Raw genomic sequence first — 21,126 nt, forward strand, 5'->3', positions numbered from 1 at the left:
AATAGGCAAGGCAGCTTTTCACAAATCACAAGATAGACAGTTCATGGGGCAATACGGCTGAGAGCCGGGAGCGCTGATAATCCAGGATTACCCGCTGTACTGCTTGCAGAGCTGTTGCCTGGATATCGACATAAGGCTGGCTGGCATCGAGCTCAATAATCGTGGCGCCATTGAAATTAAGCAGAGGCGTAACGGCTACCTTTTCGCGCAGTAACACCAGCTCATGATCCGGCTTGCGGGCATAAGCGGTTTCGGCATCGATATTCAAGCGGATGACCAATGTCGGTCGATAACCAGCCATGTGTTCGTACAGTTTTCGCTCCCGCTTGGCGAGCCAGGCGGTAAAAGGCCCGGTTGCGCGCGCTGCCGAAAGACCCGGGCCATCGTAGAAGCCTGGAATATCCACCTGTGGGTACCGGTCACAAATCATGACATGACCCTGCTTTCGCAGCTTCAACATCCGTTTGAAGCGAAAAACGCGTAATTTGGAGAAACAAAAAATTACCAGCGCGGTCAAATTCCCCGGGATGCGTTCACCCTTGGTGCGTGCCTGTCGTGCCTTGCTGGAAAGATAACGTACCAGCAGCTTTCCGATCAGCGGCCAGGTTTCGATCCGCGAAGCAATGCCACGCGATCCAAGACCGAGATAGCAGGATCTGGCCGAATAGCTGTGCAGGGCTGAACATATCCCGGATGCCAGAGTCGTCTTTCCCGAACCATCGCATCCTATGATGGCGATCAGCGGTGCCATGCCAACGTCAGCCTGGGCACGATCAGTGGTAATGGCTTGAGTATTCATATTCATAAAGCTACCCCTAGAGCCTGGTTGAATTTCGTCGCAGGCCGTGTCTGGTGGTAAACAATGCCGCGCAACTCGCAAGGACGGTTTGTGCTGAAACGCCAACAAGCTCTGGGCCGTTGAAAAATTCAGCACCCATTACTTCAACCTGCCAGATTCGTCGTTTTGCAAGCGCTCAGGCTCGACCCTCTCTCCTGGAAGAGCGGTTCATTAGCCGATTTCTGCACGATGTTCCTGGCGCAACCCGCTTTACACATGCGAGCCGCGCCGCGATCTCGATCGGCTACCCGGTTCGATCGATCAGCTTGCTATGCGGTCTTTTGAGTTTTCAACGGCCTGCCAGGCAAGCGGTTATGGCTTGTTTTGCTTTCGCAATGACATCTGCCAGTGGCTCTCGGCTATCGAGATCCACAATACGTGCACCTCGGTATTCCAGCTGCGGTACTGCGGCAATCTTGATGGCCAAGGATTCGTAACGATGATCCGGTTTGCGCGCGTAGGCCGTTTCGAGGTCAACGTTCAAACGAATCACAAGGTCAGGGCGGTAGCTGGTCATATAGGCGTAAAGCGCTTTTTCGCGCCGGGCCAGAAAGCGGACAATGGCATTGCGGTAGGGAACGGCAGATAGACCGGGGCCATCGATTTTCATTTGAGGTACGGCTATCTGTGGATAGCGGTCGGCCACAATGGCCATGCCTCTGCGGCGCAATCTCATCATTTTTTGGTAACGGTACCAGCGCCGTAGCGAGAGAAGATAAATCGCCACTGCTGCCAGTGTCGTGGGCCCCTTGTCCTCCATCTCCTGTGCATCCTTGTTCCCGCGCTTGGAGTTAAGCGCGATCAAGTGCTCGATATGCTGACCGACCAATGGCAGCTTCACGAGAGCCAGACCGATCGTCTTGGATTGGATACCCAAGTGACAGGCTTCGGTGATACGCGATTCCTGCATCCACGAAAGAATGGCTTCAGAAACCGTCGATTTGCCTGCTCCGTCACAGCCGACAACGGCAATCAAGGGGGCGAGCTTGCGATCTCCGGGGGAACGCCTTGAAATAGCCTGGCGGATATATTCGTAAAGTGCTACGAACCGGGATGCTCTGGCCGCACCAGATCGCTGGCGCAGAAATTCTTCTTTATGGATCGAGAACCGCATAGCACGCATGGCAATAGTCAACCGTAAGTAGAGGTGGTCACGCAGCAAGTCTTATCTGGTGGGCAAGAAATGGTTTTTTCACACTGGGCCCGCACGAAGAGAAAACTGATCACGTTTCCAGATATTATCTTTTATTAAGGTTTTCTTAAAGTTCATTTAATTAAGTATTACATTACCATGCTAAGTATGTATAAATGTTTCATCGCGCTTTGGTCTAATTGGCGAGGGGAGATCGCTGCATCAAAACCGGAAACAGGCTGCCAAGCCGGGTAAGCAGCACTGTCGCCATAACCGGCGGTGGTCGCGCGCGCATGGGCTGGTATTGCGAGGTGTATGGCCAGGACCGCGGTCAGGGGCTATTCGTTACCGGGCTCGAAGGTAATCGTACTGCCAGGTTGTGCCGGCCAGGCCTGGATATGAGGGCGATACCGTCGCGTTTTCCACTATCGAGGCTGCCAGGGTCAAACTGCGCAGGCCGTATCCCCGGATTCAGGTGAACCAGAATGTTGAAACCGTCTTCCAGGCGGAAGACGGCAGAGGAGCCTGGTTAAGCCGGGAGAGCCTGGAAATCAAAGAGGAGTGATACCGTGCTCGGCGTAGATTTCGTCCTGCGCCTTGCGGAATTCGTTCATGTCGAATTCATAGCCCTGTGCCTTCAACAGCGCCCAGCTGGCTTCTTCATCTTCGGAAACCTCATTGACCCTATGCCGGAATGCTTCGTCGGTACGCATGCGGTTGATATAAGACTTGGCGGATTCGATGCTCATGGGGAGCCTCCTTTCATGCAGTGGTGTAATCGAGAAAACGGCGGCGGATATAGGCGCCGAGCAGGTTGACAACCGTGACCAGTGCCAGCAGGACACCGATCAATGCCAGTGCTTCACGGTATTCGAACAGATGGAAGGCGGTGATGATTTCCAGTCCCAGGCCGCCCGCGCCGATGACACCCAAGGTGGTTGCGGCACGAATGTTGTGTTCCCAACGGTAGAGGCTGACGTCGACCAGCCGCGGCAATACTTGCGGCAATACGCCAAAGCGCAGTACGCCCAGGATCGTGACGCCCTGGCTGCGCAGCGCATCTACCGGAGCGCGATCGACATGCTCGAAAATCTCGGCGAAGAACTTGCCGAGCATGCCGGCTGAATGACAGGCCAGTGCCAGCGCTCCTGGCAGTGGGCCGAAACCGACCGAGGCAACGAAGATGATGCCCCAGAGCAAACCGGGGATGGAGCGCACTGTGTTGAGTAGCAGCATCACCAGATGCCGTACCGGCGCCGGAGCCAGGCCGCGGGCAGCCAGGGCACCAAGCGGCAAGGCTGCCAGCACGCCGCCAGCAGTACCGGCAACGCTCATGGCCAGGGTATCCAGCAGGGGTTTGCCCCAGTTCGGCAGCCGTTCGAAGTCCGGTGGCCAGGCATCCGTGGCAAGCGTCCAGAGCGTTGGCAGCATTTCCCGGTAGCGCTCGGGATCGAGCGCTCCGGCCCAGTGGGCGGCCAGCAGTACGCAACCGATACAAGCCACCAGCAGCAGGCGCGACAGCCATTCGCGCCGGAATGCGGTATGCAGGATGGTTCGTTGCTGCATGGCGGCGGGACTCACTTCGCGTTCACCACGGCATCTTCCGGATGATCTTTCTCGACCACCGAAATCCAGGTGCGCACGCGATCCACGTCGGAATCGACGCAGGGGATGAAGGCCTGAGCCCGGAATACGGCCAGGGCTGCCGGGTCGGTGGTACCGATGAAAGCCTGGCGGATCTTCTCTTTCACTTCGGGGTCCAGCCCTTCGCGGAAGGTCCACATATATTCCGGGATCGGCGTCGAATCTTCGAGAATACGCACGCTATCAGCCTTGATCTTGCCCTCTTTCAGTAGGCGCTCGTAGACCGGTTTGGAGATCCCACCGGCTGCAAGCTTCTTGCTCGCCACGGCGAGTGCGACGGCATCGTGGGCACCCAGGACGCGCAGGGTGTAGTCGCGGCCGGAGATCAGGCCCTGTTCGGCCAGCATGTAGCGTGGCACCCAAGTGCCTGAGGTGGACGCCGGGTCGCCGAAACCAATTTCCTTGCCCTTCAGATCCTTCAGGGTCTTGGCCGGGCTGTCGGCCGGGACGATGATCGAGGCCAGGAAGGTCGGGCCGACGTTAGCGTGGGTCGGGCGGGCGAAGGGTTCGAGCTGAACCTTGCGGCTCTGCAGGATGTAGGTGATCGGGCCCAGATAGGCGATATCGATGCGACCGAAACGCAGCGCTTCGCTGGTGGCCGCATAGTTGGCGCCGACCATCAGTTCGACGGGAATGCCGAGGGTCTTTTCCAGATGCTGGCGCAGTGGTTCGTTCAAGCGCATCACGGTGGGGGCGGACTCACCGGGCAAAAGGCCGACAACCAGTTTCTTGGGCATGCCGGAATTGGCGGCCTGAGCGGAAAGTATAGGCAGGAGAGCCACCAGGACCAGTGGCCAGAAACGTTTCAGAAGACGCGACATCAGTGTTCCATCCTTGTGTTTTAGTGGTTGGCTATGGTTACAACATCGGGAAAATCCGGGCTTGGGCGGTAGCATCGAAGGTGTCGGGTTCACCCTCGAAGGCAATGCGGCCATCAGTGATACCGACGATGCGATCGGCCAGTTGGCGCGCCAGGTCGAGCTGATGCAGGACAATGACCAGGGTCAGCGAATGCTCATGGACCAACCGGCGGAATTCATCGGCCATGCGCTCGGTCAGCGTCGGGTCGACCGAGGCGAATGGCTCGTCGGCCAGCAACAGCACAGGGCGGCGAACCAGGGCGCGGGCGATGCCGACGCGCTGGCGCTCGCCACCGCTGAGGCGGGCTACCGGCTTCAGTGCCTTGTCCAGCAGGCCGACCTCGGCCAGTGCGGCGATGGCCTGTTCGCGCAGCGCTCGTGGCCAGGGCAGCAGCGAGAACGGATTGCGCCGGTCGGCCAGGCCGAGCAGGACGTTATCCAGCGCCGACAGCCGCGCGATCAGCGCGTGTTCCTGGAATACGGTGGCGGTGCGCCGGCGATGGGCGAGCAGGCTGGCGGCCGAGTCCAGACGGCCGATACCGGCTGCACTGAGCAAGCCGGCACTGGGTTGCAGCAGGCCATTGAGGGTGGCCATGAGGGTACTCTTGCCGGCGCCGGAGGGGCCGACGATAGCGGTGATGCTGCCGCACGGCAGATCGAGGCTGATGTCGCTCAGCACGTTGCTGGTGCCGCGCTTCACCGATACTCGATCAAGCACCAGTAGCGCCGCTGGGCCGCATTCGGTGCCACTCGCAGCGGATTTGGTTGTCTGCTCCGCGACGGACTGTCCGGTATCGAGCTCTTGCGTACCGAATAGTCTGCGCGTCTCGATCATGCTTCGCGCTCAATCAGGAATTCCGCATTGCGCAGGCCGTAGCCCAGGGCTTTACGCAGCCACAGCGGCGGATTGCTGCGCATCATCGATTGCAGCTGATCGATCACTTCCTGAACTTCACGGCTCTGCTGCATTTTCACGGGAAACACACCGGCATTCTTCACGTTGACGGCGGCGAAATCGCTGAGCGCCAGGGTAAACAGCACCGCACAGCCTTCCAGTGCATCGACGCGCAGCTGGATCTGGTCGACTGCCGCACCACCGGTGGGGTCGCCCATGGAACAGCCGGAGCCGCCGCCAGGCCCGCGCTTGGCTCCACCACCCTTGACCCCACCGCCCTTGAACTGGACACAATCGACGAATTCGGCATCGTCGTAGCTGACGTCATAGAAGACGATCTGCTTGGCCGTGGCGAAGTTGGCGTCGACTTGCAGCAGGTCGTTGGTCGTAATGGCGATCTTGATATGCCCGATTTCACTCATGTCCAAGCTCCTTGCATCGATGGGGGTGCAGATCCGGGCAAGGCCCGTTCCGCTCAGGTCATCGGCATGCCGACGACGTTTTTCTCGTGGGCGAAGCGCAGGCGGAAGGCATCCGGCAGGGCTGCTCCCTCGGCGGTACGGGCCCGCCACTTGCCCAGGTCAGCGGTCGCGATGCGTCCGTCGCGCAAGGCTTCCACCGGTACGATGAACAGGTCGGCGTCGAGGCTGATGTAGCAATCAATCGGATAACGGGCCGGATCATTGCCGTATTTGCCGATATCGACGAGGTAATGTCCTTCTTCGTGTTGTAGGCGCGGGTTATCGAATTCCAGGCGGAAGTGCCGGTTGAACCAGGCTTTCTGGCGGAATTGATAGAGAATCCGGTCATCGTCGCTGAAGCCGCGGATTTCGGCGACGATGTCGGCAAAATACTGGCCGAGCATCAATTCGACGTAGGCTTCGCTATGTGGCTGGTCGAGCGATTCCAGATACCAGGCGACGCTGGAGACCAGCAATTCGAGGCCGGCCTGGGTGATCAACAGACTCAACGCACAATAGTTGTAACTGCAACTGGCGCGGATCAGGCCATCCTCGCGGATTTCGATTAACCCGCCTTTCTGGATCGCCGAAGTGCGAAAAACCCGCAGGATGCGAAAGATTTCCGCCGCCAGCTTCTCTGTGGCGCTGCGCTTGGGTAATGCAAGGTAGCGTTGCCAACTGCCGAGCGTGGCAAGCTCGGGGTTCTGGCACTCCTGCCAATCGGCAAGCAGTGCATAGGCGCTGGTCAGGGCCAGCACCAGGCTGCCCGGCAGGCGAGGTTCTTCCTGCACGGCCAGTGGTTGGAAATTCAGGCGCTTGGGCCGGGTATAGGGTTCGATATGCCGATGTTCCGGCTGGCTGCAGTGCTCACCGAAACAAGCACGATATTGAGTGACCATCTCCTGCAACTGTCGCATGGCGACACTCCTTCGATACGGCACGACGTTCGGGGGAAAAAGGGCCGGTGTCTCCCACCCCCGAGATGGAGACACCCGCAAGTCGTTCGGCAAGCCCGGGCCGTTCGGTGTCGAACGCACGAATCAGCCGGTTGGGCCACCGTTACAGCGAATTACCACGTATTGAGGAGCCACTCTTTGTTACGGGTGTACTCCATATGAGCGAACAGGGTATTGGCGATGGTTTCGGCCAGCTCCATGGCACCCTGATAGCCAATGGATGGCTTGCGGTAGAGACCGGCGCGGTCGAAAGTCGGGAAACCGACGCGAACCATCGGGATGTTGGCTTCGATGGCGACGTAGCGGCCTTTGGAGTGCCCCATGATCAGGTCCAGTTTCAGGCCGTTGTTGATGCGTTTTTCCAGTTCCCACAAATCGGCGTTGTGCACGATGTCGATGTCGAAGTGTGCGGCGTCCCTGAGTTCCTGGATGCGCGGATCCTTCTTGTACTTGTTGCCCTGGTCATCACCGATCAGCAACAGCACGGGTTCCAGTTCGATTTCCATGCAGAACTGAGCCATGCCCAGGACCATGTCCGGGTGACCGAAGATGGCGACCTTCTTGTTGGCGAAGAACATGTGTGCCAGGTCGGCCAGGGCGTCGAGGGCGATGCCGCGCTCGTGGACCAGCGACTCGGGGATTTCCTTGCCGGTCAGGTCGGCGATCTTGCGCAGCATGTCGTCGGTGTTCTTGATACCGTACGGGGTGTTCACCAGGTTGTGCGGCACATCGTAGGTTTTTTTCAACAGCTCGCTGGTGGTCGCGCCTTCGTAGCGGGCCAGAGCCAGGGAAGCCAGGGCGTTGGCGCTGTCGGCGATGTCCTCGATAGTGGTGCGGCCATGGGTCTCGATGCTCTTGTTCGGCAGCATCGGCGAGTCGAAGTCTTCGGTATCCATGAAGATGGTACCTTCGACGCCCATTTCCTTCAGGTAGCGCTTGAGCAGTACGACGTCGCCCGGGTTGACCCAGCCTGGGAAGATGTTGAGCTTGCCAGTGGCTTCACCCTTACCTTTCTCGGCAGTGATGGTCTTGAATACGGACTTCACGCACTCGGCATAGCCGGTTACATGGCTGCCCTTGAAGCTCGGCGTGTGGACGGGTGCCAGGTAGATCTTGCGCTCCGGAAATTCGGCTTCCAGCAACTTGTTACAAACGCGGATAATACCTTCGATATCATCACCGATGACTTCGGTCGAACAGGTGGTGATGATCGGAATCACGCGCAGGTTCGGGTAACGGCGCGCCAGAACCAACACACCTTCTTCGACTCGCTTGGCGCCACCGAATACCGCCGACTCTTCGTGCAGCGAGGTCGAGGCGATATCGAAGTTTTCCTTGAAGTGCTGGGCGAACAGCAGGCGGACGAACATCGTGCAGCCCTGGCCGCCATGGACCAGCGGGATGCAGTCCTTGATGCCGATACCGGCATACTGCGCACCGGCGGGCTGGCAGTCGTACATCGGGTTGATGATGCCTTCACGGTCACGCGGGGTCAGCTTGACGTCCGGCGGGGTGATCGTGACTACGTCGCAATTGCTCATGAAAAGCTCCTTCGAGAGCGGAGCGCAGGGTAGCGCTCCGCGTCATCGACTTAATAAAGGTGGTGGGTCAGTTCGCGGTTGGTCGAGCGTGTGATGGTCACGTCGACCAAGCGGGCTTTGAGGCCGCTGATCAGGGAGTCGACTTCTTCCTTGGTGATCTGCGAAGCCCACGAAAAACGCTCGCGGATATCGTTGGTCATGGTCAGGGCATCGGCGTAGAACAGGCGCTCCTGCGGCGTGTCGCGAACCGGCTCCTGGCCGGTCAGCAGGCGAGCGACCTGATTGAGTACGCCCTCGATGTTTTCCTCACGGTCCCAGGTGCGCGAGAAGAACTGCCACAGGCAACGCTCCTCGGTGTAGGCGAATACATCGTCGAGATGGGACTGGCTCATCAGGCAGCACCTCGCACGATGACCGGCGTTTCCTGGGAGCGGTCGCGAATATCTACCCCAGCCAGGTGACGCAGCGGGTTGTGTACGGCGTTGTAGGTATCGCGGGCCAGGTTGACGAAGCCCTCGAAGCCCATGTACGGACCATTGTGGTAGCCGTGGCCGTTGACGTAGGGAATGTGCAGCTTCTTGACCAGCTCGCCGACGCGCGGACCGGTGAAGATCACGTCAGGCTTGACCAGGTCGATGATTTCGAAGAATTCCAGCTCGTTGCCGTCGTCGATGTAGTAGGTGCCTTCCTTGCCGCGGGCGATGACTTTCTCGAAGTCTTCCTCGTGGCCGAACTTGGAGGACATGGCGACTACTTGAATGCCCAGATCGTCTTCAACCGACTTGGTCCAGTGCCACAAACGCGGGCCGCCGGTCCAGATGGCCATTTTCTTGCCTTGCAGACGCTCTTTGTACCAGTCGAGCTTCGGCTTCCACTTGGCGTATTCCTCGGCGATCAACGCTTCGCCTTTCTCTTCGATGCCGAAGAAGGCGCAGATCTTGCGGATACCTTCGGCCATGTAGCTGAAGCCCCAGGAGTCGATATCCAGACGCGGGATGCCATAGCGCTTTTTCAGCTCGTTGGCGATGTAGCCGGAAGAACGGGCGCAGTTGACGACGTTCAGCTGGGCCTGATGCATGCAGCGCAGGTCGTCGTAGGTGCCGTTGCCGGTAAAGTGGGCGACAACCTGGATGCCCAGGCGATCCCAGTAGGTTTGCAGCAGTTGAGTGTCGCCCTGGATGTTGAAATCACCGATGAAGTTCATCGTGTATTCGCTGGTGATTTCTTTCTCCATCGTATCGACTTTCTCGTTGATCCAGCCGATGTTCAGGACATGGTGACCCTTGGACTGGGATACACCGGAGAAGCCGGGGCACTCGACGGTGAAGATGTCCACCTCGGGACGCTCTTTCATCACTTTCTTGGTGACGGCCTTGATGTCGTCGCCGATCAGTGCGGTCGGGCAGGTTGTGTAGACGATCATGCGCTTGATGTCAGGCATTTCGTCGAAGGCTTCGTGGATGCTTTTCTCCAGGCGCTTCTCGCCGCCGAATACGACATGGCTTTCTTTCATGTCGGTCGACCACACGTACTTCATGTTGAAGTGGCCGTTGTCGGTCGGATAGCGCTTGGTGTGCCAGGTGTCGTAGGCGCAGCCGAGCGGACCGTGGATCATCTGGATGGTATCTTTCAGCACGCCACCGATTACCAGCTTGGCACCGCAGAACGCACATCCGCGCTCGGACAGCGTGCCGGGGATGGTTGCCGCGTTGGCGATCGGCAGGAACTCGCGGGTGTCTTCGTTGGGTGCTTTCAGATAAATGTGCTTTTGACGGTCAGGAATATCTTTGTCGCACTCCAGCAGTACCATTGGCATGGCTCTGTCTCCTTCGTAGGCGTTATTTAGCAGCCCGTAACCGGCGCCCGATTGAGGGGCCTGGCAGAACGGTTGGCAGGATATGAATGGCAGGATGTATGCCATGTGTAGCCGAGCCTGCTTCAGGAGATGCCGCAAGTTATTGGAAAACGGCGGTATTTTTATTTATAAACAATACTTTATAAGTAATCGAAAAATTTCCGGGGTACCTTGCCGCACGCATTTCGCAAGCTTGCCGGTGACTGTCGCAGGCAGACGAGCTGCAATGCCAAAGGCTGTTTCGTTCGGCTGGGTACGGAACCCCCCCTCTCTGTACACTCAGGTGCGTGAAAAGGCTGAATGTGGCGGAACTCATGCGAATTCGGCGAACGGATCGACCTTGAGCCGGATATGCTGGTCGAAGCCTGCATTCGTAAAGAAGCGAAGGCCCATCATGGCTGTCCGGGCGTTGGCGTTCGGGCCGTAAACAATTCCTGAAACAAGATTGCGCAAGCAGAGGAAGAAAAACATGTCAACGACTACCACTCGCTTTGTCGTTCTTGCCGAGTTCAACCTCAAGCCCGGTACGCTGGATGCCTTCCTGGAGTTGGCCAATGCCGATGCCCGCGAATCACTGGCCAACGAGGAACATTGCTATGCCTTCGACGTGTTGATCCACGAAGGCAACGCCGACACGGTGGTGCTGCATGAGGTCTACCGCGACCGCAATGCCTTCGAATACCACCAGACGATGCCGCATTACGCCCCGTTCAAGCAGGGCAGTGCGCCGCTGCTGGCCGGAGAGCCCAGCGTGCGCTTCTTTCAGGGGATCATTCATCCCGAATGAGTGTGCCAGGTCGCCGGCCTTGTCTGGCGGCGACCTTTTCGTACGGCTCCAGCACGGCTATTTCCGTTTTTGTACATCGGCGAATGGACGCGCAGGCGAGTAACCACTTTCCTGAGGCAACTTCAGTCTGGCGCTCTTTATATCGAAAGAATCATCGCTTCAGCGCTATCGATCCTTTCGGCTGCTTGGCTGAGTCTGGATTGCCTGTTGCCAGGCCTCTGGAAAAGGCGATGGTTATCCGGTGACTAGGTTTCTTCACAGATTCTGATAACGGTTCATGTCCAAGGCTCCGGCCTCCTGCGGCCTGGTTTCCTGCTGATAGGTATTGAGGTCGTTGAAGTAGCGCCAGAACTCGGGGTGCGTGCGACGAATACCCCAGCGGCTCACTACCCGTTCGAAATCGGTATTTCCATGCACCGCCTGAAGCTTGGCTACAAACTGCGGCATGTCACCGGCCGGTATGTTGAAGATAAAGTTGGGGTAGCTGCTCAGCAGGCCGGGATAGAGGGTCAGGGTATCCAGCGCTGGTTGCAGCCGGTAGGACTCGCCCAGCATGAACGCCACATTGGTATGGGCCCGGTTGCGCAGCAGACTGTAGATCTCGCGTTTTCCTCCCGGGCTTTCCACCCGCAGGACAGTGGCTTCCGGTAGCTGTTCGATCAGTTGCAAGCGACTGGCAGGCTTTCCGGTCAAGGTGCTCAGGAGCTGCTCTGCCCGGGCCAGGTCAGAGGGCAGGCCGGGCCTGTGGCACACCGCGGCCTGGCAACGGTTTATGGGGTCCGGGCTGGCATTGACGGCCGCCGAGCGCGCCAGCAAGGCGTTGGCAAAATCCTGCTTGGCATTCTGCCCTGATAATTCCAGACCACTCGGCGTCTTGCTGTCGACCGTCGGGTAATCCAGCCACAGGCGCAGCTTGCCGTCTCCCTGGTACCAGTCGTCCAACAGCGGCTGGCGCTGATCGGCCGGGAGCAAGCGCAGAAAATTCTGCTCGGCGCCATTGCGCAGCATGTCGAAATGCAGTCGGGTCAGTGCCTGATGCGCCACATTGCCGAATACATCGAAGTTCACCACCAGCAGGTAGTAGATCCGCTCCAGCAGTGGGAAATCCAGCAGCCACAGGGTCTGGGGAATCTCGCCGATCAAGCCCTTCTGCACCGAGGCACTGTCGTACTGACGGAAAATCGTCAGCAGGGCGTTCTCGTTGCCTAGCCAGAGATGCGACCAGTCCGGTGCTGGTGCCTTGGCATACGCCATCCGGCGCAGGTTGAGATAGGTATTGCGTTGGGCGCGGAAGCGTTGCCAGATATTGGGGATTTCCCCCAGCGTGCCAAACTCTCCCGGCAAGGTCAGAAAGGGAGTGGTGCGAATGCGATAGGCCGGGTCGGTAAGATACAGGTCCTGCTGAGGTGCCTGGAAGAGCACCCAGAAGTTGTCGCGGATGACATCCGTGGCGATTTGCCCCCGGCATACCGGGCCGCGAATGAAGGTCCGGACGAAATATTCGGCGTTCTCCAGCAGAAATTGGTAGCGGGCCAGGGCCGGGATGGCGGCAAAGGTCGCCAGGGGACTTGTCCGATGATAAGGACTGTAATCGGGTATCCGGTCGGCCGACCAATTGTCAGCCAAAAACAATTCGCGTATCCGCTTGAGCCCGTGCTCGCTCAAGGGATAGGTAATATGGGTTTTGCGGACGATCACACCCTGTACGGGACGCAAGCGGTAATAAAAAGTCGGGCCGGGGTCATCGTTGGGTCGTCGGGTGGCCACTGGCACTACCGGCTGGCCACTGGGAGTACTGGAACGTACCCACTCGAAAAAATGCCCTGCCTCTCCCTCTTCGAAATACAGGTGCGCCAGAAACAAGTGTTCATAGAGCCAGCGACTGACCAACTCCTGGCGCGGATCGAGAGCATTGAAGAAGGTTTCCCAGTCGGCGATTTGCTGCTGTTCGTGGGGGGAGGGTTGGATCGGGTGCTCATCCACTACCGCGCCCTGATCCAGCCATTGCTGCAAGGTGGCGTATTCACCCGTGGTCAGGCCGGTAACGGCGAAGGGCATGCCCAGTTGCGGATTGTCGTGGGCGAAGGTTTCCAGTTCACCCGGTACCGGGCAGATGTTCCGCCGAGTGATGCTGGTATCCAGCCCATCCGGTAACCGGCTGTTGGGCTGCCATTGTTGATCGTGCCCGCGTTCCAGCATGCGCTCGAGCAAGGCGACCTGCTGGCCGGTGGCCGGCTCTGGATCCAGCACTGAATAGAATCCCTTGCGCCGCCATTCGGACTCATCCATCGCATCAATGAACAGCCGAGTGGTCGCCTGGGGCTCGCTGCGCGTGCCGTCATATACCGGTAACTTGGTAGCACCACGCAGTAATCCTGCGGAACTGCCAAGATTCAGTTGGCAGGGCGAATCGTAGCAGGCATGGCAGGCCACACATTTGGCCGTCAGGATCGGCTGGATATCATGCTGGAAGGACAGTGGCCCAGCGGCCACGCCCATGGAACACAACAGCCACGACAGCCAGGCGAAACGTAACGACATGGATGAACAGCCTCCCGGATCATCCATACGAAACGCGGTAAAAGCTTCGCCGATGATGTACGTTGTATAAACGAACTAACGTTCGGCATTGTCGGTGTTTCCGGGTTTCACCGAAAGCGATAGAGGCGTTGCGCGAATGCCTTCCCGGTTTACCGGGAAGGTTACGGAGGGCTACTCAGGCCGGTTCCAGCATTTGCTGCAAGGCAACACCCGCGCCTTCCAGTCCGGGATAGCTGGCAGTTACCAGCCAGACGGGGACGCCCTTGAGATAGCCGCTCATGCAACCCTTGCTGCTCAGGCTGCTGGCAAAGCCGCTGGTTTGGAAGAACGCCGCAAAGCGAGGAATGACCCCACCGACTATATAGACGCCGCCGCGCGCACCCAGGGTCAGGACGTTGTTGCCGGCGACTCGCCCGAGCCAGACGCAAAACAGCTGCAGGACTTCTTCCGCAATCGGATCACCAGCCAGGGCAGCTGTGCTGACTTCAGCGGGTGTCGTCAGGTTCGGTGCATGGTTGTCCAGGGCGCAGATCGAGCGATAGAGCCGCATCAGGCCACTGCCGCTGAGGATATCTTCGGCGCGTACATGGCCAAGCTCGCCGAAGAGCTGTTGCCACAGTGCGGCCTCGCGCAGGCTGCCGATCGGCAGATCGACATGTCCTCCTTCGCCCGGCAGCACTTTCCACTGTTCATTGCCTTGAGGCAGCAGGGTGCTGACACCAAGCCCGGTACCCGGGCCGATTACCAGTGACGGGCTATCGGATTCCGGTTCTCCGGGGCAGATCTGGATACGCTCGTCTTCACGCAGGCGCGTCATGCCCAGTGCCATGGCCGTGAAATCATTGATCAACAGCATATTGTCCAGCTGCAACGCCTGGCGGAACGTGGTGCGATTGAGATGCCAGTGGTTATTGGTGAAACGGAAATCTTCACCGGAGACCGGTCCAGCACAGGCCAGGCAGACATCGGACAGGCTATCCGGTGCCAGCCCCAAGGTGGACAGGTAATGGATGACGGCTTGCTCCGGTGTGGGAAAATCGGCTGCGGCCAGGGTTTGAACCGACTCTATCCGGTCATTGTTCCACAGGGCGAATCGTGCATTCGTTCCACCAATATCACCAACAAGCGCCATATTCATTTAAGTCGCTCCAGCAAGGCTGCATCGATATTCGACAGGGGGGCAGACATTGAAACGCAAGAGGAATAATTTTCTGGAGGGATCATGGAGAGAATCACTATTTTGTTTTTTTGATGATTACGCCCATAAAATCATAAAAATGATCCTATGATCAATAAAGTGTAGTAATAAAACAAATATGAAAGTAAGCATCCGGTTGTAAGCAAATAAAGAGATCGGTAGGCATCGCATCCTTCAAACGATAACTGCAGCCGGATATGCAGCCTTGTACATGCCCGGGCTCGATGGAGTTTTCCCGCTCAATCGGGTAAGGTTGCCGCCTCTTTGGGGAGTAGCCTGCTTCTGGATTCCAGAAGAGCCCGTGTCAACATTCTCGGCGTTTTGCCGTGGCACGAGCGCCTTCCGGTTGGCGAGACCATCGACATTCCCGTGCCAGGGTCGGGCGCGCGGGGCTGTCGTGGATCAGCGCCCGGCCGGTATCTGTTCATGAATTTCACCTCGATCATCTTCCTTGCCTTCGCCATGTCCACGGACGCATTCGCCGCTGCCGTAGGCAAAGGTGCTGCCCTGTGCAAGCCGCCACTGAAGGAGGCCTTGCGTACCGGCATTATTTTCGGCTCCATCGAAACCATCATGCCGCTTATTGGTTGGTCGCTCGGCCTGGTCGCATCGCAATACCTGGCCCAGTGGGATCACTGGATCGCCTTCACACTCCTGCTGTGCCTGGGTGTGCATATGATCTGGGCCGGCTTCGGCGAGCCAGAGGAAGAAGAGGAGCCGAAGACCAGTCATTCATTCTGGGTTTTGGCCCTCACTGGGATTGCTACCAGTATTGACGCCCTGGCTGTCGGAGTAACGCTGGCCTTCGTCGATGTCAGCATCGTCGAGACCGCACTCGCCATCGGCCTGGCGACTACGCTGATGGTCACCATTGGCGTGATGCTGGGACATACCATCGGTGCGGTGATCGGCAAGCGTGCGGAAATCCTGGGAGGCATCGTGCTGATCGCGGTCGGTGCAGCGGTGCTGTTCGAACACTTGTCGGCCGGCGAGGCGAGCGAAATGGTTTCGTTCTTTCGCTAAAATCTCCGTAAGGTGGATAAATAAAGCGCGATCCACCTTACGCTTTCCGAGTCAATTCTGTCGAAAGCACTTTGATAGCGGTTTTACCGGAACCGGACTTCAGCAGTCGTTAGAAGTCTCGCAAAAGGCCCCGCCAGCGTCAGGTTGTGATGCCTGACTATCGCTTCGGCAGAAAGCCCTCCCGCATCCATGCAGGTATGCGCATCGGCTATGAGAACGGGACGGTAGCCTAATTCAGCGGCGGCACGGCAGGTCGTATCGACGCAATATTGCGTCTTCATTCCAGCGATAAGCAGATGGGTAATACCTGCCGCGCCCAGCATGTCATGTAACGCCGTATCGGCGAAGCAGCTAGGTTTGTGTTTCTCAAATACTCGATCTTCGCTCGTCTCGAGCGCAAGCCCTGGTAATAATGTCCAGCCAGGGCTGCCGCGCTCGGCTGGCGAGCCCTGCGGACCTGTATGCTGCGCGGCGAAAATCGGTGCTTGAGCCAGGCGAGCTCGCTGAATCAGCGTATTGATATTTTCCAGGACTTGAGCACCGCGCCAGGGTGCATCCGGTCCTTGATACATCGCTACCTGCATATCGATGATCAGCAGGGCAGCTTTTTCGAGAACAGAATCTTGCATGGCAGTTTCTCCGTATGAGCCAGTCTGGACGGAGAAATGACAAAGTCCCGTCCATCGCTGGCGGGGTCTTGGTTGATACGCTATTTCATTTGCACGTAGTCATCCACGCCCGCCCTTGGCGGTCGTGGTAGTAGTCAAGGTGTCGACGTGTTTGAAAGAGGTCATGGGCGGATGGTGGCGACTGGCGTGGCGAACGTCAACCCGTCACGGCGCCCTCGGCGCGAACATGATGATGGCCATGCCAGTCAGTGCCACCAGTGTGCCGAGGATGTCCCAGCCGCTGGGTTTGATCCCGTCGACCAGCCACAGCCAGAGGATCGCGACGAAGATATAGACGCCGCCGTAAGCCGCATAGACCCGGCCGGCGGCAGTCGGGTGCAGGCTGAGTAGCCAGGCGAATAAAGTCAGGCTGAGTGCTGCCGGTATCAGCAGCCAGATGGATTTGCCTTGCCGCAGCCAGAGATACGGCAGGTAGCAGCCGACGATTTCGGCAATGGCGGTGAGCAGAAACAGCAGCGTGGTCTTGGCTTCGGGCATCAGCGGCTCGCAAATGGCGGGACTGGATAGGCTCTCCGGCACGTAAGGTTGAACGAGAACAGCGCCCCGTCAACTCCCGATCCGCTCGCTTACCAACTTCAGCAATTCCTTCGTCTCCGGTAGATAGTCGGTGATGTACCAGCAGTGCAGCATGCCGTCATATTCGTGGTAGTCGAGCCTGGCGCGGGCCGTCTTGGCTTGGGCGGCCAATTTACGGGCATCGGCAATGAAGACGTCGTGAGTGCCCATGAACAGCATGATCGGCGCGAGTCCTTCCAGGTTGCCGTAGATCGGGCTGACCTGATAGTCCGTGAGCGGATGCGTCCCGGCCCAGGCTTTGCCCGCGTCCTGCAACCCTTGTACATTGAGGATCGGGTCCAGCTTGTCCGCCTCGGCGATAGCGGGATTATTCATCGTCACATCGAGCCAGGGCGAGAGCAGGATCAAATCGGCAGGCTGTTCAAGGTCTGCTTCGCGCAGGCGCATCGCCAGGGCGAGCGCGAGCCCGCCACCGGAGGATTCACCCAGCAATGTCAGGTGGGTGGCACCGTTCATTTCCACCAGCTCCCCATAGAGCGGCAGCAGCATGGCGAGGGCATCATCGACCGTATGCTGTGGCGCGAGCGGGTAGTCCGGCATGATGAACGTACACTGGCAATGGTCGATGAAGGCGGCGACGGAGTTCCAGTGCATTTCGGCAATACCTGCGACATAGGCGCCGCCATGCAGGTAAAGGACTTGCCTCTCCGTCGCCCCCGTGCGCGGTGCGATGGTCCAGACCGTATGACCCCCGGCTTGTTTCGAGCTGATAGCATAACGCGCCTGCAACTCCGGCGACGGGCCGATGCTGGTATGAGGCGCAGCGTTCTGTTGCAGCAGCAGGGCGTTCTGCTGTTTCACGTCGGTACGCCAGACCAGGGTTTCGAAGATCCGGCCTTGAATGCTCGGGCGCAGCATCGAGCCGACGCCATAGGCGGCGATGAGCCCGATGCCGAGAATCGCGAGGGTCAGAAAAACCTTTTTCCACATATAGTTGCCCTGCTTGCGTGTGAGGCGTCTACGGCTTGAACGAAGTCATGCCGGCATAAGGCATGGACTTTATTCGAATATCGATTCGTCGACTCCGGCCATAAGCTCTGCCGGTTGCGCGCGCAGCTCCGACGGTTGGTTCGTCAGGATTGTGCATAGTCTTCGACATCCGCCGTGCGTTCTGCGTACCCTGGCTGCAAGGCAGCGCGTTCGCGCATGCCTATGGGCCGTGCGCCACTCCGGGCGCGGCAGGCCTTTTTCGGTCGGGCAGCGCGCGGCGGTGCCGCTGCCCGACCAGCCAGGAATGTTCCCGATGAGACTCTACAACCTGACTAGGCGCATGTGTGAGTGGGACGAGCTGGAGATGTGGCGAGGACGGATCCTGTCGATTGTCGCGCGCGGCGAGGCAAGTACGATTTCGCCGTTCATATTGCTGGCCATGCCGCAAGTGAGTGCCATCGAGCAGCGTGCCTGCGCCGATCTCTGGATGAAAACGCGGCTCGCCGATTCCGCGGCCAAGCGCGATGCCTTGGCATTTCGCTTTCGCGAAGGCGTGCGCACGAAGATCCGTATCGGCTATCTGTCCTGTGATTTTCATGAGCATGCCACATCATTGTTGTTGATCGAGCTCTTCGAAGGCCATGACGACGAGCGCTTCGAGATATTTGCCTATTCCTACGGTGCGGATGACGGCAAGGGTATGCGCCAGCGGCTGGAAAAGAGCTTCGAGCGCTTCGTCGATATCGAGGCGCTGTCGATTGCCGAGGCGGCCGAGGCCATCCATCGGGATGGTATCGATATCCTCATCGACCTCAAGGGGTATACGCGCAATACCCGCACCGAAATCCTGACCTTTCGCCCGGCGCCGGTCCAGGTCAACTACCTGGGCTATCCGGGCACCCTGGGCGGCGATTTCTGCGACTACATCATTACCGACCGCTTTCTCACTCCGCCGGACAGCGCTGCCGCCTACAGCGAGTCTTTTGCCTATCTGCCCGATTCCTACCAGCCGCACAGCCGTTACAGTGCCATCGGAGCATTACCCAGTCGCGCGGCGGCCGGGTTGCCGGAGGAGGGTTTCGTGTTCTGCTGCTTCAACCAGGCGTACAAGATCACCCCGGAGATTTTCGCGCTCTGGTGCCGCTTGCTGGCCGGTTGTCCGGGCAGCGTGCTGTGGCTGCTGAAGGACGCCATGGCCGAAGGCAATCTGCGCAACCTGGCTTTCCAGCACGGTATCGAGCCGAGCCGCCTGCTGTTCGCCGAAGCCAAGCCGCAGATCGAACATCTGGGTCGCCTGCAACTGGCGGATCTGGTGCTCGACACCTTGCCCTACAACGCCCACACCACCGCCAGCGACGCCCTGTGGGTGGGCGTACCGATCGTGACCTGCGCCGGCGATACCTTCGCCTCGCGGGTAGCGGGTAGCCTGCTGCATGCCATCGACCTGCCGGAATTGATCACGACCAACCTGCACGGTTATTTCGAGCTGGCCCTGTCGCTCGCCACTAAACCTGCGCAATTGGCGCAGCTCAAGCAGCGGTTGCTGACGAACCGACTGACGACCCCGCTATTCGATATTCTTGCCTACACACGCAACCTCGAAGGACTATTCGAAGCGATGTGGCAGCGGCACCTCGCTGGCCAGGCACCTGCTGCCATCGGCGCGGTTTAGTTACAGCGGCACCGGTGTGAGCGGCGCCTGGCCAGCGAGGTGCGCTTCGATATTGGCCAGTACGCCAGCCTCTTGCGCGTGGGCGGCTTCGAGGGTGCTCCCGCCGATATGTGGCGTCAGCGTCACATGGGCCAGTTGGAACAGCTCGGCGGGAATCTGCGGCTCGTGTTCGTACACATCGAGCCCCGCTCCGGCGATCCGGCCTGTCGTCAGGGCCTCGATCAGCGCGACTTCATCCACGGTCGAGCCGCGTGAGACATTGATCAGATAGCCTTCCGGCCCCAGTGCTTGCAGAACCTTCGCATCGATTGCATGAAAGGTGCTGGCATCTGCTCGCAGGGCAACCACCAGGACATCCGCCCAGTCGGCGAGCGCCAGGATCGAGGTGTGATAGCGATAGGCGACATCCTTGCGCGCGTGTCGACTGTGATAGCCGACCTCCATATCGAAAGCGGCGGCACGCCGAGCCACGTGCAGGCCAATCGCGCCCAACCCACAGATACCCACCTTGCGGCCAGTCAGGCCGCGCACCGGCTGCATACGCTCACCGGCATTCCCTTGCCAGCGCCCTGCCTCCAGGTACTGACGGGCATGGGGCAGATTTCGCACACTGGAGATCAGCAGCCCCAGTGCCAGGTCCGCGACACTCTGCGCATTGGCACTGGGGCTGTTGGTCACCCACAGGCCGCGCTGTTTCGCATAGGCCAGATCGATGCCATCGTAGCCACTGCCCAGGCAGCAGATGAGGCCAAGCCGGGGAAGCCGATCCAGGGCGGTGTTCGGCATGCGCACCGAACCAAAGGCGACGATGATGCCGATCGCGTTGCGCTGTGACTCGCAAAGTGCGTCAAGCGCGTCGGCGAACCCCGGCACACCGGCCTCGACAAGAGTGGCGCAACTGGCCAGTTGCTCACGAAACGCTGTGGAAATACGCGAAGCCAGGAAGATCGTCGGTTTCATCGGAAAACGCTCGCCATGATCGGTAAAGGAAGGGCCAGTGTCCCAGGTTTTACCCGGCCTCAGTGCAGGCCTTGCCAGAAAACGGTCGGCAAGGCCAAAACAGAGTGGAAGTGCTTAATCTGGCAAGATTTATTGTTTATGAGTAGGATTTTTTTGCAGTAGGCTTTCAGCATTCTTTCTTGGTGGGCGGGCGGTTCGGCATGAAGCACTTCTACATCGGTATGGCAACCCTGGCGCTGCTCGGTTGCGCGGCGACCACGGCCAACTTCTATCCGCACGAAATCAAGGAAGCCGAATCGGTCAAGGCTTATCCGGCATCCGTCACCCCGCCCAGACATACCGTCATCCGGGATATCGAAAGCAATTCATGCGATAGCAAGGCCGCCATACGTTATCCCCATACCAAAGGGGAATCTCTGTGGTTGCTCAAACTGAGGGCCGTCCGCCTAGGTGGTGACGCAGTGGTCGAGTATTCCTGCCACCGGGAGAACTACGACCTGATCAGCCGCTGCATGGAATCCATGCGCTGCGAAGGAAAGGCGGCCAAGCTGGATTGACCGCCTCTCGA

General features: G+C 58.8%; 22 protein-coding genes and 1 riboswitch. Of the genes, 4 read left to right on the forward strand and 18 right to left on the reverse strand.

Annotation, left to right across the window (positions count from 1 at the left end):
* Nucleotides 1-25: 25 nt before the first annotated feature.
* From FHR87_RS07700 to FHR87_RS07755, 12 genes are all read right to left on the reverse strand, one after another.
* Complete coding sequence (locus FHR87_RS07700; protein ID WP_183166140.1) at nucleotides 26-805, reverse strand: nucleoside/nucleotide kinase family protein; 780 nt, start codon at nucleotides 803-805, stop codon at nucleotides 26-28.
* A gap of 322 nt (nucleotides 806-1,127) precedes the next feature.
* Nucleotides 1,128-2,000, reverse strand: a complete 873-nt coding sequence (locus FHR87_RS19160) for a nucleoside/nucleotide kinase family protein (protein ID WP_246335864.1) — start codon at nucleotides 1,998-2,000, stop codon at nucleotides 1,128-1,130.
* A 521-nt stretch (nucleotides 2,001-2,521) separates the two neighbouring features.
* Nucleotides 2,522-2,719: a Nif11-like leader peptide family natural product precursor gene (locus FHR87_RS07710; RefSeq protein WP_183166141.1), complete on the reverse strand. Its 198-nt coding sequence runs from the start codon at nucleotides 2,717-2,719 to the stop codon at nucleotides 2,522-2,524.
* A gap of 13 nt (nucleotides 2,720-2,732) precedes the next feature.
* Nucleotides 2,733-3,551 carry a phosphonate ABC transporter, permease protein PhnE gene (gene phnE / locus FHR87_RS07715; RefSeq protein WP_338021232.1) on the reverse strand — a complete coding sequence of 273 codons (819 nt, stop codon included), beginning with the start codon at nucleotides 3,549-3,551 and terminating at the stop codon, nucleotides 2,733-2,735.
* The gene (phnD, locus tag FHR87_RS07720; protein ID WP_183166142.1) at nucleotides 3,548-4,435 is read right to left on the reverse strand and encodes a phosphate/phosphite/phosphonate ABC transporter substrate-binding protein; all 888 of its coding nucleotides are present in this window, start codon (nucleotides 4,433-4,435) and stop codon (nucleotides 3,548-3,550) included. The genes phnE and phnD overlap by 4 nt, the downstream gene beginning before the upstream one ends.
* Before the next feature lie 37 nt (nucleotides 4,436-4,472).
* The gene (locus tag FHR87_RS07725) at nucleotides 4,473-5,309 is read right to left on the reverse strand and encodes a phosphonate ABC transporter ATP-binding protein (protein WP_183166143.1); all 837 of its coding nucleotides are present in this window, start codon (nucleotides 5,307-5,309) and stop codon (nucleotides 4,473-4,475) included.
* On the reverse strand, nucleotides 5,306-5,791 hold the full coding sequence (locus tag FHR87_RS07730; protein WP_183166144.1) for a NifB/NifX family molybdenum-iron cluster-binding protein: 486 nt from the start codon (nucleotides 5,789-5,791) through the stop codon (nucleotides 5,306-5,308). Before FHR87_RS07730 ends, FHR87_RS07725 begins: the two co-directional genes overlap by 4 nt.
* Nucleotides 5,792-5,844: 53 nt before the next feature.
* Nucleotides 5,845-6,747, reverse strand: coding sequence for a hypothetical protein (locus FHR87_RS07735; protein WP_183166145.1), 903 nt, complete (start codon nucleotides 6,745-6,747; stop codon nucleotides 5,845-5,847).
* A 152-nt stretch (nucleotides 6,748-6,899) separates the two neighbouring features.
* Entirely contained in the window at nucleotides 6,900-8,327 is a 1,428-nt protein-coding gene (gene vnfK / locus FHR87_RS07740) for a V-containing nitrogenase subunit beta (protein ID WP_183166146.1), read from the reverse strand.
* A gap of 50 nt (nucleotides 8,328-8,377) precedes the next feature.
* Nucleotides 8,378-8,719: a V-containing nitrogenase subunit delta gene (gene vnfG / locus FHR87_RS07745; RefSeq protein ID WP_183166147.1), complete on the reverse strand. Its 342-nt coding sequence runs from the start codon at nucleotides 8,717-8,719 to the stop codon at nucleotides 8,378-8,380.
* Nucleotides 8,719-10,143 (reverse strand): nitrogenase vanadium-iron protein, alpha chain, encoded by a 1,425-nt coding sequence (gene vnfD / locus FHR87_RS07750; protein WP_183166148.1) that lies wholly within the window; start codon nucleotides 10,141-10,143, stop codon nucleotides 8,719-8,721. The genes vnfG and vnfD overlap by 1 nt, the downstream gene beginning before the upstream one ends.
* 351 nt (nucleotides 10,144-10,494) lie before the next feature.
* Entirely contained in the window at nucleotides 10,495-10,653 is a 159-nt protein-coding gene (locus FHR87_RS07755; protein WP_183166149.1) for a hypothetical protein, read from the reverse strand.
* Between FHR87_RS07755 and FHR87_RS07760 the strand changes: the two genes are divergently transcribed.
* On the forward strand, nucleotides 10,652-10,969 hold the full coding sequence (locus FHR87_RS07760) for a putative quinol monooxygenase (RefSeq protein WP_183166150.1): 318 nt from the start codon (nucleotides 10,652-10,654) through the stop codon (nucleotides 10,967-10,969). The two genes, FHR87_RS07755 and FHR87_RS07760, sit on opposite strands and share 2 nt — an antisense overlap.
* 255 nt (nucleotides 10,970-11,224) lie before the next feature.
* Here the strand turns inward: FHR87_RS07760 and FHR87_RS07765 are convergent, their stop codons facing one another.
* Both FHR87_RS07765 and FHR87_RS07770 read right to left on the reverse strand, forming a co-directional pair.
* Nucleotides 11,225-13,510 (reverse strand): fatty acid cis/trans isomerase, encoded by a 2,286-nt coding sequence (locus FHR87_RS07765; protein ID WP_183166151.1) that lies wholly within the window; start codon nucleotides 13,508-13,510, stop codon nucleotides 11,225-11,227.
* 175 nt (nucleotides 13,511-13,685) lie between these two features.
* Nucleotides 13,686-14,648, reverse strand: a complete 963-nt coding sequence (locus tag FHR87_RS07770; protein ID WP_183166152.1) for a glucokinase — start codon at nucleotides 14,646-14,648, stop codon at nucleotides 13,686-13,688.
* A gap of 319 nt (nucleotides 14,649-14,967) precedes the next feature.
* Nucleotides 14,968-15,126, forward strand: a riboswitch (yybP-ykoY riboswitch).
* 8 nt (nucleotides 15,127-15,134) lie between these two features.
* Here FHR87_RS07770 and mntP point away from each other — a divergent pair.
* Nucleotides 15,135-15,731, forward strand: a complete 597-nt coding sequence (gene mntP, locus FHR87_RS07775) for a manganese efflux pump MntP (protein ID WP_183166153.1) — start codon at nucleotides 15,135-15,137, stop codon at nucleotides 15,729-15,731.
* Nucleotides 15,732-15,814: 83 nt separating this feature from the next.
* On the opposite strand, the gene FHR87_RS07780 is transcribed toward mntP, so the two are convergent.
* From FHR87_RS07780 to FHR87_RS07790, 3 genes are all read right to left on the reverse strand, one after another.
* Nucleotides 15,815-16,360 (reverse strand): cysteine hydrolase family protein, encoded by a 546-nt coding sequence (locus tag FHR87_RS07780; protein ID WP_183166154.1) that lies wholly within the window; start codon nucleotides 16,358-16,360, stop codon nucleotides 15,815-15,817.
* A 204-nt stretch (nucleotides 16,361-16,564) separates the two neighbouring features.
* Nucleotides 16,565-16,897, reverse strand: coding sequence for a YnfA family protein (locus tag FHR87_RS07785; RefSeq protein WP_183166155.1), 333 nt, complete (start codon nucleotides 16,895-16,897; stop codon nucleotides 16,565-16,567).
* A gap of 69 nt (nucleotides 16,898-16,966) precedes the next feature.
* Nucleotides 16,967-17,926: an alpha/beta hydrolase gene (locus FHR87_RS07790; protein WP_183166156.1), complete on the reverse strand. Its 960-nt coding sequence runs from the start codon at nucleotides 17,924-17,926 to the stop codon at nucleotides 16,967-16,969.
* 313 nt (nucleotides 17,927-18,239) lie between these two features.
* Here FHR87_RS07790 and FHR87_RS07795 point away from each other — a divergent pair, with 313 nt between their 5' ends.
* Entirely contained in the window at nucleotides 18,240-19,598 is a 1,359-nt protein-coding gene (locus tag FHR87_RS07795) for an O-linked N-acetylglucosamine transferase, SPINDLY family protein (RefSeq protein WP_183166157.1), read from the forward strand.
* On the opposite strand, the gene FHR87_RS07800 is transcribed toward FHR87_RS07795, so the two are convergent.
* Nucleotides 19,599-20,558, reverse strand: a complete 960-nt coding sequence (locus tag FHR87_RS07800) for a 2-hydroxyacid dehydrogenase (protein WP_183166158.1) — start codon at nucleotides 20,556-20,558, stop codon at nucleotides 19,599-19,601.
* A 200-nt stretch (nucleotides 20,559-20,758) separates the two neighbouring features.
* Between FHR87_RS07800 and FHR87_RS07805 the strand changes: the two genes are divergently transcribed.
* Nucleotides 20,759-21,115, forward strand: coding sequence for a hypothetical protein (locus FHR87_RS07805; protein WP_183166159.1), 357 nt, complete (start codon nucleotides 20,759-20,761; stop codon nucleotides 21,113-21,115).
* The last annotated feature ends 11 nt before the right edge of the window (nucleotides 21,116-21,126 follow it).

The organism is Azomonas macrocytogenes (assembly GCF_014191985.1).
In the GTDB taxonomy this organism is placed as follows: Bacteria; Pseudomonadota; Gammaproteobacteria; order Pseudomonadales; family Pseudomonadaceae; genus Azomonas; species Azomonas macrocytogenes.

Bases quoted from the DNA above. Each gene is read 5' to 3' on its own strand.
- FHR87_RS07700 (WP_183166140.1), bottom strand. From the start codon at position 805: ATGAATATGAATACTCAAGCCATTACCACTGATCGTGCCCAGGCTGAC.
- FHR87_RS07710 (WP_183166141.1), bottom strand. From the start codon at position 2,719: ATGAGCATCGAATCCGCCAAGTCTTATATCAACCGCATGCGTACCGAC.
- phnD (WP_183166142.1), bottom strand. From the start codon at position 4,435: ATGTCGCGTCTTCTGAAACGTTTCTGGCCACTGGTCCTGGTGGCTCTC.
- FHR87_RS07725 (WP_183166143.1), bottom strand. From the start codon at position 5,309: ATGATCGAGACGCGCAGACTATTCGGTACGCAAGAGCTCGATACCGGA.
- FHR87_RS07730 (WP_183166144.1), bottom strand. From the start codon at position 5,791: ATGAGTGAAATCGGGCATATCAAGATCGCCATTACGACCAACGACCTG.
- FHR87_RS07735 (WP_183166145.1), bottom strand. From the start codon at position 6,747: ATGCGACAGTTGCAGGAGATGGTCACTCAATATCGTGCTTGTTTCGGT.
- vnfK (WP_183166146.1), bottom strand. From the start codon at position 8,327: ATGAGCAATTGCGACGTAGTCACGATCACCCCGCCGGACGTCAAGCTG.
- vnfG (WP_183166147.1), bottom strand. From the start codon at position 8,719: ATGAGCCAGTCCCATCTCGACGATGTATTCGCCTACACCGAGGAGCGT.
- vnfD (WP_183166148.1), bottom strand. From the start codon at position 10,143: ATGCCAATGGTACTGCTGGAGTGCGACAAAGATATTCCTGACCGTCAA.
- FHR87_RS07760 (WP_183166150.1), top strand. From the start codon at position 10,652: ATGTCAACGACTACCACTCGCTTTGTCGTTCTTGCCGAGTTCAACCTC.
- FHR87_RS07755 (WP_183166149.1), bottom strand. From the start codon at position 10,653: ATGTTTTTCTTCCTCTGCTTGCGCAATCTTGTTTCAGGAATTGTTTAC.
- FHR87_RS07765 (WP_183166151.1), bottom strand. From the start codon at position 13,510: ATGTCGTTACGTTTCGCCTGGCTGTCGTGGCTGTTGTGTTCCATGGGC.
- FHR87_RS07770 (WP_183166152.1), bottom strand. From the start codon at position 14,648: ATGAATATGGCGCTTGTTGGTGATATTGGTGGAACGAATGCACGATTC.
- mntP (WP_183166153.1), top strand. From the start codon at position 15,135: ATGAATTTCACCTCGATCATCTTCCTTGCCTTCGCCATGTCCACGGAC.
- FHR87_RS07780 (WP_183166154.1), bottom strand. From the start codon at position 16,360: ATGCAAGATTCTGTTCTCGAAAAAGCTGCCCTGCTGATCATCGATATG.
- FHR87_RS07785 (WP_183166155.1), bottom strand. From the start codon at position 16,897: ATGCCCGAAGCCAAGACCACGCTGCTGTTTCTGCTCACCGCCATTGCC.
- FHR87_RS07790 (WP_183166156.1), bottom strand. From the start codon at position 17,926: ATGTGGAAAAAGGTTTTTCTGACCCTCGCGATTCTCGGCATCGGGCTC.
- FHR87_RS07795 (WP_183166157.1), top strand. From the start codon at position 18,240: ATGAGACTCTACAACCTGACTAGGCGCATGTGTGAGTGGGACGAGCTG.
- FHR87_RS07800 (WP_183166158.1), bottom strand. From the start codon at position 20,558: ATGAAACCGACGATCTTCCTGGCTTCGCGTATTTCCACAGCGTTTCGT.
- FHR87_RS07805 (WP_183166159.1), top strand. From the start codon at position 20,759: ATGAAGCACTTCTACATCGGTATGGCAACCCTGGCGCTGCTCGGTTGC.